Origin of the sequence: Streptomyces sp. NA04227, assembly GCF_013364195.1 — a bacterium.
Classification (GTDB): domain Bacteria; phylum Actinomycetota; class Actinomycetes; order Streptomycetales; family Streptomycetaceae; genus Streptomyces.
Genome location: NZ_CP054918.1, coordinates 3274225 through 3288953, shown reverse-complemented (window position 1 = coordinate 3288953; position 14729 = coordinate 3274225). Strand labels below are relative to the sequence as shown.

At 70.5% G+C, this 14729-nt stretch carries 16 protein-coding genes; 10 read left to right on the top strand and 6 right to left on the bottom strand.

All coding sequences use genetic code 11. From position 1 onward, the window contains the following. The first annotated feature begins 402 nt into the window (after window positions 1–402). The 8 genes from HUT18_RS14055 (at window position 403) to HUT18_RS14020 (ending at window position 8493) form a co-directional block, all read left to right on the top strand. Complete coding sequence (locus HUT18_RS14055; protein WP_176100972.1) at window positions 403–1608, top strand: DNA polymerase III subunit delta'; 1206 nt, start codon at window positions 403–405, stop codon at window positions 1606–1608. A 309-nt stretch (window positions 1609–1917) separates the two neighbouring features. After that, complete coding sequence (locus tag HUT18_RS14050; protein WP_176100970.1) at window positions 1918–3627, top strand: alpha/beta hydrolase; 1710 nt, start codon at window positions 1918–1920, stop codon at window positions 3625–3627. Between the two features lie 466 nt (window positions 3628–4093). Continuing rightward, complete coding sequence (locus tag HUT18_RS14045) at window positions 4094–4687, top strand: hypothetical protein (RefSeq protein ID WP_176100969.1); 594 nt, start codon at window positions 4094–4096, stop codon at window positions 4685–4687. Further along, complete coding sequence (locus HUT18_RS14040; protein ID WP_176100967.1) at window positions 4684–5478, top strand: hypothetical protein; 795 nt, start codon at window positions 4684–4686, stop codon at window positions 5476–5478. The genes HUT18_RS14045 and HUT18_RS14040 overlap by 4 nt, the downstream gene beginning before the upstream one ends. After that, window positions 5475–5648: a hypothetical protein gene (locus HUT18_RS14035; RefSeq protein ID WP_176100965.1), complete on the top strand. Its 174-nt coding sequence runs from the start codon at window positions 5475–5477 to the stop codon at window positions 5646–5648. Before HUT18_RS14040 ends, HUT18_RS14035 begins: the two co-directional genes overlap by 4 nt. Continuing rightward, the gene (locus HUT18_RS14030) at window positions 5645–5956 is read left to right on the top strand and encodes a hypothetical protein (protein WP_176100963.1); all 312 of its coding nucleotides are present in this window, start codon (window positions 5645–5647) and stop codon (window positions 5954–5956) included. The genes HUT18_RS14035 and HUT18_RS14030 overlap by 4 nt, the downstream gene beginning before the upstream one ends. An 81-nt stretch (window positions 5957–6037) precedes the next feature. Then, window positions 6038–8119 carry an FtsK/SpoIIIE domain-containing protein gene (locus HUT18_RS14025; protein WP_176100961.1) on the top strand — a complete coding sequence of 694 codons (2082 nt, stop codon included), beginning with the start codon at window positions 6038–6040 and terminating at the stop codon, window positions 8117–8119. Between the two features lie 161 nt (window positions 8120–8280). Further along, a complete protein-coding gene (locus HUT18_RS14020) occupies window positions 8281–8493 on the top strand; it encodes a hypothetical protein (RefSeq protein WP_368661523.1) in 213 nt (70 codons plus the stop codon). A 42-nt stretch (window positions 8494–8535) separates the two neighbouring features. On the opposite strand, the gene HUT18_RS14015 is transcribed toward HUT18_RS14020, so the two are convergent. Beyond that, complete coding sequence (locus HUT18_RS14015; RefSeq protein ID WP_176100958.1) at window positions 8536–9309, bottom strand: GntR family transcriptional regulator; 774 nt, start codon at window positions 9307–9309, stop codon at window positions 8536–8538. A 59-nt stretch (window positions 9310–9368) separates the two neighbouring features. On the opposite strand from HUT18_RS14015, the gene HUT18_RS14010 reads away from it, so the two are divergent. Together HUT18_RS14010 and HUT18_RS14005 are read left to right on the top strand one after the other, a co-directional pair. Beyond that, window positions 9369–9791 (top strand): hypothetical protein, encoded by a 423-nt coding sequence (locus HUT18_RS14010; RefSeq protein ID WP_254878591.1) that lies wholly within the window; start codon window positions 9369–9371, stop codon window positions 9789–9791. After that, the gene (locus HUT18_RS14005) at window positions 9788–10000 is read left to right on the top strand and encodes a hypothetical protein (protein WP_254878590.1); all 213 of its coding nucleotides are present in this window, start codon (window positions 9788–9790) and stop codon (window positions 9998–10000) included. The genes HUT18_RS14010 and HUT18_RS14005 overlap by 4 nt, the downstream gene beginning before the upstream one ends. Window positions 10001–10378: 378 nt before the next feature. On the opposite strand, the gene HUT18_RS14000 is transcribed toward HUT18_RS14005, so the two are convergent. Genes HUT18_RS14000 through HUT18_RS13980 form a run of 5 tightly spaced genes read right to left on the bottom strand, consistent with a single transcriptional unit; the run spans window position 10379 to window position 14630 of the window. Next, on the bottom strand, window positions 10379–10612 hold the full coding sequence (locus HUT18_RS14000; RefSeq protein ID WP_176100956.1) for a hypothetical protein: 234 nt from the start codon (window positions 10610–10612) through the stop codon (window positions 10379–10381). Window positions 10613–10625: 13 nt separating this feature from the next. After that, the gene (locus HUT18_RS13995) at window positions 10626–11552 is read right to left on the bottom strand and encodes a hypothetical protein (protein ID WP_176100954.1); all 927 of its coding nucleotides are present in this window, start codon (window positions 11550–11552) and stop codon (window positions 10626–10628) included. Between the two features lie 17 nt (window positions 11553–11569). Continuing rightward, window positions 11570–13423: an ATP-binding protein gene (locus tag HUT18_RS13990; RefSeq protein ID WP_217710485.1), complete on the bottom strand. Its 1854-nt coding sequence runs from the start codon at window positions 13421–13423 to the stop codon at window positions 11570–11572. Then, window positions 13420–14388 (bottom strand): bifunctional DNA primase/polymerase, encoded by a 969-nt coding sequence (locus tag HUT18_RS13985; RefSeq protein WP_176100953.1) that lies wholly within the window; start codon window positions 14386–14388, stop codon window positions 13420–13422. The genes HUT18_RS13990 and HUT18_RS13985 overlap by 4 nt, the downstream gene beginning before the upstream one ends. After that, window positions 14385–14630, bottom strand: coding sequence for a helix-turn-helix domain-containing protein (locus tag HUT18_RS13980; protein WP_254878589.1), 246 nt, complete (start codon window positions 14628–14630; stop codon window positions 14385–14387). The genes HUT18_RS13985 and HUT18_RS13980 overlap by 4 nt, the downstream gene beginning before the upstream one ends. Between the last annotated feature and the right edge of the window lie 99 nt (window positions 14631–14729).

The following is a 14729-nucleotide window of genomic DNA, read 5'->3' as shown; positions in this document are numbered from 1 at the left end:
GGCTGGGCTTGGTCGGGTTGGGTGGCTGTGGCTGTGGCTGTGGCTGTGGCTGTGGCTGTGGCTGTGGCTGCGACTGCGACTGCGGGCTTGGGGCGGCGGGGCGTGGGCGGGTGCTGGGAGCTGTCGAGGGCCTGTGGATGAGGACGCCGCACCTGGCCGAGGGGCATCTCCGCCCAGGTGCGCGGGAGTTATCCACAGGCCGCCCGGTTGTCGGAGCTGTGCACCAGAATGGGCCTCGGACGCGAAAGCCGACGGTCGGCAACGGCCGGCCATCGGTGCGTTGTCCGCAGGTCAGATGGTCGGCAGATCCGCGGCGGCATGCGTCCCACCGAAGCGGGCGGCCCTGCTCAGCGGCCGTACGGAGCGAAGTACGAGGAGAGGACAGGAGGGGGTGACGTACCCATGACGGTGTGGGACGACCTGGTGGGCCAGGAGTATGTCGCGGAGCAGCTGGATGCCGCGGCACGGGACGCCGACGCGCTCGTCACAGCCGTCGACAGGGGAGAGGCGCCCCCTGAGGCGTCGAAGATGACGCACGCCTGGCTGTTCACGGGTCCGCCCGGCGCGGGCCGGGCCACGGCGGCGCGCGCCTTCGCGGCGGCGCTGCAATGTGTGAGCCCCGACCGGGCGCTCGGCGGCTCGCCGGGCTGTGGGTTCTGCGACGGCTGTCACACCTCGCTGGGCGGTACGCACGCGGACGTGGAGGTAATCCGTACCGATCTCCTGTCCATCGGTGTGAAGGAGACCCGCGACCTGGTCCGCCGGGCGCAGCTCTCCCCGGCCGGAGGACGCTGGCAGGTCATCGTCCTGGAAGACGCGGACCGGCTCACCGAAGGCGCGGGCAACGTCCTCCTCAAAGCCGTGGAGGAACCGGCTCCGCGCACCGTCTGGCTGCTGTGCGCCCCCTCCATCGAGGACGTGCTGCCCACGATCCGCTCCCGCTGCCGTCTCCTCACCTTGCGCACGCCGCCCGTGGACGCGGTGGCCGATGTGCTCGTACGCAGTGACGGCATCGATCCGGACCGGGCGGCGACAGCGGCCCGGGCCACCCAGGGACACATCGACAGGGCACGCCGCCTGGCGACCGACGAACGGGCCCGGTCCCGCCGCGCCGCGGTCCTGAAGCTCCCGCTCCGAGTGGCGGACGTTGGCGGGGCCCTACGAGCCGCACAGGAACTGGTCGACGCGGCGGCGGAAGAGGCGGCACAACTCGCCGAGGAGACCGACGCGAAGGAGACCGAGGAGTTGAAGGCGGCGCTGGGCGCGCAGAGCGGCGGCCGCATGCCCCGCGGCACGGCAGGCGTCATGAAGGAACTGGAGGACAAACAGAAGCGCCGCCGCACCCGCACCCAGCGCGACAGCCTCGACCTCGCCCTCACCGACCTGACCGGCTTCTACCGCGACGTCCTCGCCCTCCAATTCGGTGCCCACTCCGCCCTGGCCAACACCGACGCCGAGGAATCCCTGACTCGGCTGGCAGGCACGACCACACCCGAGTCGACCCTGCGCCGGATAGAAGCGATCGGCGCCTGCCGGGAGGCTTTGAGCAGCAACGTCGCACCGCTGCTCGCGGTGGAGGCGATGACGTTGGCGCTGCGGGCGGGGTGAGGCGGCGGAGTGAGGCGGGACGAGTTGTGAGAGAGGGGAGGGTGGTGGCGGGGCGGGAGTTGGGCTGCTCTGTGGGTCGTTCAGGGTGGGCTGAGCACCTGAGGTGACTTGTGTTGGGCGGAGTGGGGGCGGCGTGGGGGAGATGGGGAGGGAGGGGAGGGGGGAGGGGGAGGCCCCCCAAGGCGCGAGGGTGACCGAACCCCACAGCAGCCCCCCACCCACATCCCCCACCAACCATCACCCATACGCGCCACCCCCACCCCCTCCACCTCAAGTGACCATCACAACGCGCACAGTTACCCTCGCCGAATGAACTCCAGCCCCAGCGGCCGCCGTCGCCGTCCCACCCCCTCCCGCACGGCAGGCCCGCTGCGCGGCCTCCCCACCCTTCTCGGCCCCCGCCCCACCCGCGCCCCCCGCACCGCGAACGCCCCTGGCTCCGACCTCAGCCGCAGCCGCCCCCTCCCCACCTCCCCCCGCACCACCCACCTCCTCGGCACCCTCTCCGCCCTCACCCTGCTCGCCACCTCCACCGCCGCATGCACCTCGACCGGCTCGCACACCGACGCCTCGATGGCCGCGCTGCCCGAGAAGACCCCGCCGTCCCTGAGCAAGTACTACGAGCAGAAGTTGTCGTGGCGCAGCTGCGGCGGCGAAGGTTTCCAGTGCGCGACGATGAAGGCGCCGCTGGACTACGAGCAGCCCTCGCGCGGCCACGTGGAACTGGCCGTCTCGCGCAAGAAGGCGACCGCGAACGGCCGCCGCCAGGGCTCGCTCCTGGTCAACCCGGGCGGTCCCGGCGCCTCGGCCATCGGCTACCTCCAGTCGTACGCGGCCCTCGGCTACCCCGCGAAGGTCCGTGGCACCTACGACATGGTCGCCCTCGACCCGCGCGGCGTGGGCCGCAGCGAACCGGTCACCTGTCTGGACGCCAAGGGGATGGACGCGTACGTCCGTACCGACGTAACCCCCGACAGCAAGGCCGAGCAGGACGCCCTCGTGGCGGCGTACAAGAAGTTCGCGCAGGGCTGCGAGCGCCGCTCGGCGGAGTTGCTGCCGCACATGTCGACGGTGGAGGCCGCCCGCGACATGGACATGCTGCGCGCACTGCTGGGGGACCGGCGGCTGAACTACGTGGGAGCGTCGTACGGCACGTTCCTCGGCGCGACGTACGCAGGCCTGTTCCCGGACCGGGTCGGCCGCCTGGTGCTCGACGGCGCGATGGACCCCGCGCTCTCGGCCCGCCGGATGAACCAGGACCAGACGGCCGGGTTCGAGACGGCCTTCCAGTCCTTCGCCAAGGACTGCGTACGCCGTCCCGACTGCCCGCTGGGCCCCAAGGGCACCGCACTGCCCAAGGCGACCGCGAACCTGGCCGCCTTCTTCGAACGCGCCGACGCCAAGCCCCTGCGCACCTCCTCGAAGCAGCGCCCCCTCACCGAGGCACTGGCGACGACGGGGGTGATCGCGGCGATGTACGACGAGGCCGCCTGGTCACAACTGCGCGCGGCCCTGAACGCGGCCATGAAGAAGAAGGACGGCACCAGCCTGCTCGCCCTCTCGGACAGCTACTACCAGCGCGAGACGGACGGCAAGTACACGAACCTGATGTACGCCAACGCCGCCGTCAACTGCCTGGACCTGCCACCCGCCTTCGGCTCCCCCGACGAGGTCACCGCAGCACTGCCCACCTTCGAGAAGGCCTCCCCGGTCTTCGGCCGCGGCCTGGCCTGGTCCGCCCTGAACTGCTCCTACTGGCCGACCAAGCCCACCGGCAAACCCCGCCGCATCGAGGCCCGCGGCGCGGCCCCCATCCTGGTCGTCGGCACCACCCGCGACCCCGCCACCCCCTACGGCTGGGCCCGCTCCCTCGCCACCCAACTCGACTCGGCCACCCTCCTCACCTACGAAGGCGACGGCCACACCGCCTACAACCGAGGCAGCGCCTGCGTCGACGCAGCGGTGAACACCTACCTGACCACTGGCAGGGCCCCGCGCGAGAACACCCACTGCTCATAACAACCGCCGCACCACCACGGCGTGCCCGCGCCTCACTGCCACGGCCCCGCCCTGCCGCAAGATCGCGGCGGGGCCGATAGCTCCTCCGCGTCTCGGCTCGGGCACCACGTGGGGGCGCCACGTTGGCGATCGTGCCGCCCGCACACGGCGTAGTCGTCGCCTCCACTGAAACGGAAAACCCCAGTTCAGGGAGATCTGAACTGGGGTTCCAGTGGAGCCGCCTTCGGGATTCGAACCCGAGACCTACGCATTACGAGGTCATTTAGGCCCCTCGCTTGACCTGCTGTAGACCACTCACAGGCCGGTTGACCTGCGGAAACGGCATCTCGCCATATCCCCAGTTATCCCGGCCAATCCCGTTCTCACGTGTACGCGGTGCGTACGAGAAACAGGGCGGCGCCGCCACATGCGGAGACATGATCGGCGGCGCCTACGGCCGGACCCCTACTCAGCAGGAGTCCGAACCATGAGCCACACCGTATCTGCCATCGACTGGCCCGTCGACCAGCCCATTCCGTACACCGTGGCGCCGCTCGCGCTCGACGGCGTGCCGAACGCCTGCCCGTCCTGGTGCAAGGACCCCGGCCACCGTGCCGACTACTGCGTGAGCGAGCGCGCCGAACTCACCACCGTGAACGGCGGCGCCAACTTCCACGCGTACCTGTTCCGCACCGAGGAAGACGAGCCCGTCGTCGCCGTCTTCAGCGAGGACAACCACGGCGCCGAACTCGACCTCGCCGGCCTCGACAAGCTGATCGACGACACCGAGGTGTTCCTGCCGAAGCTGCGTGCCCTGCGCAGGCAGCTCGCCGCGAGCGCCCGGCCGGCGGCCGACGTTCGAGAGCCCCTGCACGGCGCCGACGCCGACAGAGTGCGCGACCGGCTGCGCGAGCCGAGCAACACCGACGTCGCCGCCCGCGTCGCGCGCCGGCTGCTGCTCGACTACGCCCGCGTGGACTACAGCGACGTGTTCGCCCTGAACCAGGCGTACGGCGCCGTGACCGAGGCTCTGCGCATTCTGCTGCGGGCCGTCGACATCGAGGGCGGTGCACGCGCGTGAGCACCGACCCGACCCGTACATGGATCCGGCGGGCGTCGACCGCGGCCGGGCTCGCGTACACCGCGATCGCCGAGTACGAGCTCGCGCGTCGGCTCGGCGCGCGGCCGCCGATCGCCGTCATGCTGCCGATGAGCATCGACTGCTATGTGATCGCCGCGCTCAAGTGGTTCCGGCCGCTCGACGTCGCCCTGTCGCTCGTGCTGATGTGCGCCGCGCAGGTCGCCGCTCACGCCCTCGAAGCGGGCGTAGTGCACGTGACGCTCGAACTCGTCACGGTCGTCTCGCTGCTCGTTCCGGTGGCGCTGTGGCGTACTCACGCACTGGCGCGCGACGAGCACCAGGCAGCCGCCGAGCCCGCCGTCGAGTACGCCGTGCCCGTCGAGGTCGAGCGGGTGCCCGAGGCGTACCCGGAGCGGCCGACGCTTCCGCAGCCCGTACCCGAGGTCGTACCCGCCGGGGCGCGGCTGCTGCCGATCATGGCCCGTCCCAAGGCGGTCGCGTCGCGGCCGGCGGTCGCCGCCGAGGCGTCCCGCGCCCGCGCCGAGGTACGCGCCGAGTACGTGCCCGAGGCGCCCGCGCCCGACGTACCCGTCGACGAGGTCGACCCGCTCGCAGCGTTCGGGCTCGGCGACACCGCACAGCAGTTCCGCGACGAGCTGCTCGCCGGCGAGGTGCCCTCGATCCGGGTTATCAAGGACCGGGTGCGGTGCGGGCAGCCTCGCGCCGAGGCGCTGCAGAACGCGTTCCGCGCGTTCGTCGACGCCCGCGCGCGGCAGGAGGTGCGGCCGTGAAGTGGCTCATCCTTGGCGCGCTGCTCGGGCTGCTCATCGCCTTCCCGTCGCTGCTCGCGCTCGTCGTCGCCCTGGTCGCCGCCGTCGCCTCGCAGCCCGTCGTCGTCGCGTTCGCGCTCGGGCTCGTCGCCCGTCCGTGGCTGCATGGTCTGCGCAGGTGGGCGCGGTGAACGACGACCTCGACAAGGCTGCGCGCGAGGCTGTCGAGGCGGCCGACAACTCCGAGCAGCTCAAGCTCATCGCCGCCGTGCTGCAGGCGCAGCAGCTCATGCAGGCGGTACAGCCGCACCAGTGCCAGCACCAGGCGCCGCGGCAGCAGTTCAACGCGTTCAAGTGGCTGACGATCGGCGGCGTCGTGTCCGTCTGTGCGCTCGCGCTCGCCGTCGCCTCGGTCGCGGTCGCCATCGGCGGCGTATGCGCGACCGCTTGTCTCGTCGTCCTGCGCTCGCTGCTGCGCGACTTCCAGAACGACCGCTGATACGCCACGGGGCGGCCGGACCTCGCGCGGACACGACCGCCCCGTGCTTCCGATCACCATCTGAGCAACCGGAGCACCATCATGACCGACACCGCCGTGCCCCCGGCAGACACCCGATCGAGTACACCCGTACCCGTCGAGCCCGAGCAGCCGAGTACGCCCGTACTCGTCGACAACCCGAAGTTGCCTGCGCCCGGCGTGCACACCGAGCGGCGCCGCCCGATCATCGCCTCATGGCTGACCAGTCGGCGCGATTTCCTCGCCACCGCCCGGCAGGCGAGCAGCCGCGCCGGGTACGCCTCGCTGTATCACGGGCTGCGGGCGCCCTGGTACGCGACGCAGTTGACGATGATGGCGCCGCGGGGCGCCTGCCGGTTCGTCACGGCCACGGACCGTTGGGTGTGGGACCGTGAGGCGGCGCCGCTGCGCGACTGGGCCGTGCGGACCGAGGACGTCGACGAGTACCTGAAGTTGGCGCGGCTGCGCGCCGGCCGGGTCCGCCTGCGCCTGTTCGTCACGGTCGTCGCCGCGGTGTTCGGCCTCGGGTTCGCCCTGTGGCTGTACGTCATGGCGCCCGACTTCCTGTACGTGTTCGCCGCCGGCGGCGTGCTCACCCTCGGGTTCCTCGGGCAGCACCAGGACGCGCCCGTCATCGGGCCGGCCGTGCTGCGTACCGAGGTGCAGAAGCTGACCAGCTCGATCGTCCTGCGCGGGCTCGACTCGATCGGCAACCAGAAGATCAGCGCCGCGATCAAGAAGGGCGGCGACATGGACGGCATGCGCTTTACGGCCGAGATCACCCGCGACGGTCCGGGCTACCGTGCCGACCTCGATCTGCCGTACGGCGTCGTGCCCGAGGACGTCATGGAGAAGCGCGAGGCGCTCGCCTCGGGCCTGCGGCGCAAGCTCGGCTGCGTGTGGCCGGCGGGCGATCCCGACGAGCATCAGGGGCGCCTCGTGTTGTACGTCGGCGACCGGCCGATGAACGAGACGAAGAAACCGGCGTGGCCGCTGCTCAAGTCCGGTCAGGTCGACCTGTTCCGGCCCGTCGTGTTCGGCAACGACCAGCGCATGCGGGACATGTCCGTGACGCTGATGTTCGCGGCGATCGTGATCGGCTCGATCCCGCGCATGGGCAAGACGTTCCTGTTGCGGCTGTTCCTGCTGATCGCCGCGCTTGACCCGCGGGCCGCGCTGTACGCGTTCGACTTCAAGGGGACCGGCGACCTCGGCGCCCTCGAACCGGTCTGCCACCGCTACCGGGCCGGCGACGAGCCCGAGGACATCGAGTACGTGCTGCACGCCCTGCGCGAGCTGCGCGAGGAGCTGCGGCGCCGGGCGAAGGTGATCAAGTCGCTGCCTCGCTCGATCTGCCCCGAGTCGAAGGTGACGCCGGCGCTCGCGAGCGACAAGCGGTACGGGCTGCACCCGATCGTCGTCGGGCTCGACGAGTGCCAAGTGCCGTTCGAGGACGAGAAGTACGGCGCCGAGATCGAATCGATCTGCACCGACATCACGAAGCGCGGGCCGGCGCTCGGCATCGTCGGACTGTTCGCCACGCAGCGCCCCGACGCGAAGTCGCTGCCGCCGGGCATCTCGGCGAACGCCGTGCTGCGGTTCTGCCTGAAGGTGATGAACCACCAGGCCAACGACATGGTGCTCGGGACTGGCGCGTACAAGTCCGGTATCCGCTCGACCATGTTCAGCCGGCTCGACCTCGGCATCTGCTGGATGTCCGGCGAGGGCGACGACCCGCGCATCGTCGCCTCGGCGTTCGTCGACGCTGTCGGCGCCGAGCAAGTCGCCGCGCGCGCCCGCCGGATGCGTGAGGAGTACGGCAACATCACCGGGCACGCCCTCGGCGAGGGGCCGGCCGCGGCCGCAGGCGTCGACATGCTCGCCGACGTCGTCACGGTCATCGACGCCGCCGAAGACCAGGTGTGGAACGAGCGTGTCGCCGCCCGCCTCGGCGAGCTGCGCCCGGACGTCTACACCGGATGGACAAGCGCCAACGTGACGGCCGCGCTCAAGCCATGGGGCATCACCGTGCGGGACGTGTGGGGCACGAACGACGACGAGGAGAAGACCACGCGCCGCGGCATCAAGCGGGCCGACGTCGTCGCCGCCATCACGCGCCGTGATGCCGACCGGGCGGCCGCCTGACCCTCGTACGGCTGCTAGGTCTAGCACCCCGCCCTGCTAGACCTAGCAGCCCCGCTAGCGGCACAAAGGCGCCCTGACCAGTGATCTAGTAGCTAGCAGGGCGCCCTCGGGAAACGGGAAACACCCACTTCGGAGGGGGCAGACACTCCATGCTCATTGCTATGACCGCGGCCGCGCTCGGGCTGCTCGCCTACGCGGCGTTGTGCATGCTGCAGCCGTTCGCCCGGTGCCGGAAGTGCGGCGGCGACGGCGAGAAGCACGGATGGCTCGGGACCAGGACGTGCAGCCGCTGCCACGGCGACCGCTACCGGCTGCGCGTCGGCCGGCGCCTCCACAACGCATGGCGGCGCACCTACCGCGACGGCACTCGCTGAGATCGACCGCGGCCCCTGCCCAACCTCGGGCGGGGGCCGTCGTCATGCTCCGGGCTGCTCGTCGAGGTCGATGACGAAGTCGACGATGGTCGTGTCGCCGCGACGGACGATCGGGTGCGCGACCTCGACCACGCGGCCGGTATCGGAGACGTGCCGACGCGTGTACCGCAGGACCGGCACGCCCGAGCCGATCCGCAGCGTCGCCGCCTCCAGATCGGTCGGCATGGCGGTCGTGAACGACTCGCGCACCTGCGTGACGCGAATGCCGAGGCTCGCCATCTGCGCGCGAGTGCCGCCCGGCCACGGCTCGTTGATCGGGTCGGCGACCGGCGTGTCAGCCACATCGGACCACCGGACGTAACTCGTGCTCATCTGCGTCGGCTGGTCGTTGTCGTAGAACACGAAGTGCCGCGCGAGCAGCCGCTCGCCGACCTCGCACTCGAACAGCGCCGCCAACTCGGGGTCCGCCTGCACCTTCTCGAACCGCTTGTCGAGTCGGTACTCGGACCATCCGATGCCCTGATCGCGCGTGTACGGCGTCGACTTCGCGCCGGGCGTCGACCGGTACCGGTCCGCTGCCATGCGATGGATCGGCGGCCGCGGCCGAACTCGCGTGCCGGCGCGAGCGCGAGCCTCGATCAGTCCCTCGTTCGTGAGCAGCCGCAGCGCGTTGCGGATCGTCGTTGGCGACACGTCGCCGTACTCGGCGCACAGCTCGGGAATGGTCGGGATCTGATCACCCGGCCCGAACTCTCCGCCCGGAGCGATGCGGCGCCGCAGGTCGGCGGCGATCCGCAGGTACTCAGGCTGTGCCACCGCTGCACCCCATTCCGAGTGATCAGGTCAATCTGAGTACACATACTCTCCCGTCCCGCTTGACCAGCGCCAATCCCGGCGACAATCTGAGTACAGATAAGCACTACCTGTACTCAGATAACGGCCGTCACCGGGGGTCAACTATGCCCGAATCGGGTCATACGTGGCAGAAGGCTTTCAAGGGCGAGCCGATCGAGGCAGCCCACGTGCGTCTGTGGACTCGCGGCCGCGTGAAGCACCTCGACGCCCCGCTGATCGCCGACGAGTTGTTCGTCGCCGTCCTCGGCTCGGGTGCGGAAGTCATCGAGATGACCCTGTCGACGGCCGGTAAGCGGATCCGCCTCACGGCGTCGGGACCCGAACCGCTACCGCTGATCAACAGTCACGGACCCGGTTGGATGCTCGTCTCAGGACTCGCCGACCGCGTCGGGCTCACGACCGACGAGTGCGGTCTGTGGGCGCAGTTAGGGACAGTCCGGTGACCGCGCGCCTCAAGCTGCCGTCGGCCGACGATCTCACCTACGCCCAACACCAGGGTTGGGCCTGCTGCCTGTGTGGCAAGTCGCTGTGGACCAAAGTCGGCGGCGTCAGTGTCGGCCGCGCCCGAGGCGGCGTCGGCGCGCACTCGTTCGACATCGAGGTGTACGCCTGCCCCGACTGCGCTCCGGGCTCGGCGACCCCTGGGGGGTGACTCCCCCCGCCCCCCGATCTTCGGCCCGGGAGGTGCTGCGGCTGTCGGTCTGTACGGGTCTGGGGAATTCGGCTCGGCGCCCTTTTCTCGCCGTGTGACGCCCCGTTGTGGCCTTGATCGCCGCCGTCCGGGGTGATTCGAACCCCCAACTCGGCAGGCGTCCGCCTGTCACGTCGGCGTGTCGCCGCTGCATATCGCGCCTGGTCAGAGACCTAAAAGCGTTCGCGCACAGTAGAGCGCCCCGCCGGCCGGGATGGCGACGGGGCGCTCGGGGTGGCGCTGGACAGTCAGGGCACCATGCGCAGTGCTCGTGTCCATGGCTCCCCGCTCGCCGGAACTGACCGAACAGCGAGCGGGGTGACTTTGACGCCTGGTCTGTCAGGCGGCCGACGAGTCGCCGGCCTCCCACTCGTCAAGCCGTGTGCGGGCCGCGCGGCCGCGCTCACCGCCCTGTCGGGCGATGTGAGCGAGACTCGCTCGGTTCACCGCGGTGTCGTTGAGCCGGGCGAACTCTTGCGCCGGGCCGTCGCTGGAGAGCGGGCCGATCAAGTCGCGGTACAGCTTCCGGCCGCGCTCGATGCCGTTCGTCCTGGTGCGCTTCGCGTCGGACATGGTGCTTCCTCTCTTAGGCGCTGATCTCGCGGTACTCGTTCCACTCGGATCCGTCGCCGGCCCGGACGCGAACGGGACGCTTGAGCTTCTGACCGGTCTTCTCGACTGCCTTGCCTCCCCGCTCGATGGCGTCCGACTGCTGCGTCTCCCACGCCTTCCGCAGCTCGTCGAGCTGGGGCAGCCACAGCTCGACGCCGGGCGTGCGCAGCACCCACAGAAGCCACTCGCGGTCGTGCCGTACATCGAACGGGCGGTTCGGGTTGGGCACGGGCCAGGGCGGGCGGATGCCCTCACCGCCGGGCACCCACTCGGGCCACACCTCAGTGACGTTGGCGACCTCGGACCACAGCCCGAACACGGCGCTGAACGAGACATCGCGGCCCCGTACGTGGATCTCGCGGCCTCCCGCAGCGCCAAGGGTGAGCGCGTACTGTCCGTCGCGGATCCGCTTGTACCGGGTCACGTAGGCGTCGAACCCCTGCCATGCGGCGATCGCCTCGGGACCGCGGTCGATGGCGCTCTGTGCGTCGTGCACGCCGCGGAGCGACTCGGCGGCTGGCCGTGCCTCGGCGAGCAGCTCGTCGAGGGCGGCGCGGAGCATGGGCAGCGCGCCGTCGGCGCCGGCGTTGAACGCCATCTCTCGCTTCTGCTTGAGGCGGTTCTCGACGCCGAGCAGCACCTGCAGCTCTGCCTCGTAGAACTTCGCTGCCTGCTGCGCCTCCCATGCGCGCCGGCCGAGGTCGGCGGGCAGGGGCTCGTCGGCGTCGAGCGCGGTGAGTGCCTCGGCGACGAAGTCGGGCTGCGGCAGCGCGGCCGGGTTGCGAAGCTGCTTGATGCGCTGCTGCAGCTTGGCGTCGGCCGCCTCGACGGCTCGGAACCCGGGGATGGTGTCGACGGCGGCGTCGACCGGGTCGCGCCGCTTGCTGCTGTCGTCAGTCATGGTCGTGCCTTTCATGGTCATGCTGCGGCGGGTCCGCAGTTCGGGTGTGAGGTCTGGCCGGGCTCGATCAGCGCCATCGGGAACCCGCACTCGGAACAGAGAGCGGTCGCGGAAACAGAGAGTGGCTGCGAACTAGCGCCCGCAGTGCCCGCAGTGCCCGCAGAGTCGTGTTCGGGCACGTCAGGCAGGGTGTCGGCTGCGGGTGCTGCGCTGAGGTGAGCACCCGCGCGAGCGCCCGCAGCGCCCGGCGAGCGCCCGCTGCGGGTGCTGCGAGAACCGGCGCGGGTGCTCGCGTCTGCCGTAGCACCCGCGCGTTCCTGCTGCTCAGAGCCCGTTGCGGGTGCTGTGGGCGCTGCGGGTGCTGTCTTGCGCCTACTCTCTGACGAGGTGAGCCGGTAGAGGCGCGAGCGGTTGCCCCTCGGCTGCCGCTGCGAGTCGTCGACGTCGACGCCGATTGTCCGCAACGCGGGCGCGAGCCGCTTGAGTTGGCCGGCCGCGCGCGTCGAGTCCTTCGGCCACTTCTTCGGCAGCCGCTCGGGCGTCTGCACCGCGTCGAGAAGTTCCTGCGCCGTCAAGGTGACGCCGTCCGCCCCGGCCGTGTCGACCAGGGCGACGACCGCCTGTGCGAACGGCTCGCCGTCGAGGACGTCGGCGACGGCGTCACGGGCGCTCGACTTGTACGAGTGAAGCGTGTCCCACCCCTGCACCTGGTCGACTGCGGCGAGGATCCGCGCGAAGTCCGCCATGCGCGGGCGCTCCGTGAGGTGCACCTCGGGCAGCACCTTGAGCACCTGCGCGAGCAGATCGAACAGCGACGCAAGGATCGAGGCGTGAGCCTCGGCGTACACCGCGTCCAACTCAGCTTCCTCGCGCCGCTTGTGGTCGGGAATCAGGTTCAGCTCGATCGTCAGCAGACGCTCGGCGAGGTCGCCCGCGAGCGCGCCGGCGTCGATGGTCGTCATCGCCAGGACGCGCCGGAACTCCAGCACGACGACGTCGTCGTCGGTGTAGAGCGCGCGGTCGACGATGCCGTCGCCGGTCACCGCCCGACACAGGGCGTCGGACAGCCAATCAGCGATGATCGAGACGTTGTCGAGGCAGAGCGCCCATGAGTTGAACGCCTGCGTCGCCCATGCCTTCACGTCGCGCGGCGCCGTCCGTTTCGGGGCGCCGGACGGGTCGATGATTCCGATCACCATCGCCGCGCCCTTCGACTTCCCGGTGCCCTGCTCGCCGCGGAACGTCAGGATCGGGTGCGGCAGATCGGGAATGAACGAGGCGACCAGCCATGCGACGAGCAGCCGGAACCCCTCGTCACTGGTGTTGAGCAGCTCGCGCAACTTCGTGAGACCGTCGCCGTTGGCGAGCGGCTCGGGCAGCGGTTTCATGGCACCCGACCGGCGAAACAGGATCGGCGAGCGCGGCTCACGGCGCCATCCGTCCGGCCCGATGATGACGCAGCGGCCGTCCGACGTCGCCAGGTCGACGACGATCTCGTCGCTGTGCCGAGCAACTCGCAGGTGGGGCACTCGCGGGTCGGCGGCGGCCGCGACACCCTCAAGCACGGTCATCGCGTCGGCGAGCGCCGACTGCGACGGCACCGAACCGTCGTTCTCGTCGGTGTAGATACGGGCGAGTTGCGACCGCAGGCCGGCCTTACCTCGCAGCGGCAGCGCAATGTTCGGGCCGTCCTGCTTCACGCCGTACGGTCGTCCGTCCTCGGACATGAACAGCTCGTACCGTTCGCGGGCGAGTGCGACGAGCTGCGATGCCTGCGACGGCCCGCGCCCTTTCCCCTCGTCGGCGAGGCCGGCGCGGCGAAGGATCTCGCGTGCCTTCTCGTCGATGTTGTCGTCGTCGTCCTTGCTCATGCACGCTTCCTCGTTGGTGCGTTGCGGGCGCTGGTCACCGTGCGCTCGGCAGCGCGTTCGGGATGCCCCAGGGACACCGCGGCGTCGACCAGGGCACGGGTCACCGCGTCGGGATCGACGCCGGTCTCGAACGCGCGACAGGCAGCCCAGTACAGGCGGTTGTTCAGCTCGCCCTCGGGTGCCTGCAGCACGAACTTGACGAGCCCGGTGAGCACCGCCGACCGCTGTCGGCCGGGCAGCACCTGCCGAGCGGCGAGCGCCGGCCGCTGTACGGGTTTGGGGGTCATCAGGTCGACCAGGGCGAGCGGTGCACGCGCTACGGGGTGCATCGCGGCGACCCGGTACACGCCCCTCGGCGTCCATGAGCCGGGGCCGACCAGGTACCCGCCGTATCCGCGGACGTCGATGCCCGGCCCGAGTTTGCTCGCGCTGTTCTGCACCGTGACGCCGGCCGGCCCGGTGAACCACAGATGCAGCCCGCCCGAAGGCGTCGCGATGACGATCGTCTCGGGCACCTCGAACCCGTGCTCGTTGGCGAGTGCACGCAGCGCCTCGACGCCGTCGACGCCGTTCTTCCGGTCGAGGTCGACGCCGAGCAGCGGGTGTTCTCCGCGGCCGCAGGCGATGCCGTATCCGGTGGCGTGTGGTGCGGCGGCGAACAGGTCGGCGACGCGGTGCTCGTCGTCGGTCGCGTCGTACACGCCGTGACCGGGGCGGCCGCACTCGCCGCGGCACTTCGGCGTACCGGGCGGGTCGCTGCGATGCGGTGAACGGATCGCCGGCAGCTTCGCCCGCCCGATCGGGAAGACGTGCAGCCCGCGATGCGTGGCCTCGGTGGCGGCGACAAGCGCCTGCCGCCACGCCGCGCCGTGTGGCACGATGTCAGGTGACTCGCCCGCCAGGTAGTCACTCGCCCCCGCGACCTGTTCCCGCAGGCCGGGGGCGCTCTCGTTGTCGAGGGTCATGCGGCGACCCCGGTGTCGACTTCACGCTCGCGCATCCATGCGTCGACGGATGCGCGGGTGTACCGGATTCGCCCGCCTCTGCCCGGGGTGAGCTTGACGTACGTCGGCCCGATGCCCTGCCAACGCCAGTTGGCCAGAGTCTGCGGACTGACGCCCATGATCTTCCCCGCCTCTACCGGCGTAAGTCGCTGGCTTTCCATGAGAACTCCTGTCGAGATTTTCTCGATGAGTACTTGCATCATCGCGGGATAGTCCGTGATGATGTGGAGCGTAGCCGGGATGATTCCGGTCCGCAAGATCCGGGGTTCTGTCGAGAAAAGCTCGACTGATAACGTCCGGAT

Coding starts and splice junctions, on each gene's coding strand:
- HUT18_RS14055 (WP_176100972.1), top strand. CDS start 403: ATGACGGTGTGGGACGACCTGGTGGGCCAGGAGTATGTCGCGGAGCAG.
- HUT18_RS14050 (WP_176100970.1), top strand. CDS start 1,918: ATGAACTCCAGCCCCAGCGGCCGCCGTCGCCGTCCCACCCCCTCCCGC.
- HUT18_RS14045 (WP_176100969.1), top strand. CDS start 4,094: ATGAGCCACACCGTATCTGCCATCGACTGGCCCGTCGACCAGCCCATT.
- HUT18_RS14025 (WP_176100961.1), top strand. CDS start 6,038: ATGACCGACACCGCCGTGCCCCCGGCAGACACCCGATCGAGTACACCC.
- HUT18_RS14020 (WP_368661523.1), top strand. CDS start 8,281: ATGACCGCGGCCGCGCTCGGGCTGCTCGCCTACGCGGCGTTGTGCATG.
- HUT18_RS14000 (WP_176100956.1), bottom strand. CDS start 10,612: ATGTCCGACGCGAAGCGCACCAGGACGAACGGCATCGAGCGCGGCCGG.
- HUT18_RS13995 (WP_176100954.1), bottom strand. CDS start 11,552: ATGACTGACGACAGCAGCAAGCGGCGCGACCCGGTCGACGCCGCCGTC.
- HUT18_RS13990 (WP_217710485.1), bottom strand. CDS start 13,423: ATGAGCAAGGACGACGACGACAACATCGACGAGAAGGCACGCGAGATC.
- HUT18_RS13985 (WP_176100953.1), bottom strand. CDS start 14,388: ATGACCCTCGACAACGAGAGCGCCCCCGGCCTGCGGGAACAGGTCGCG.
- HUT18_RS13980 (WP_254878589.1), bottom strand. CDS start 14,630: ATGATGCAAGTACTCATCGAGAAAATCTCGACAGGAGTTCTCATGGAA.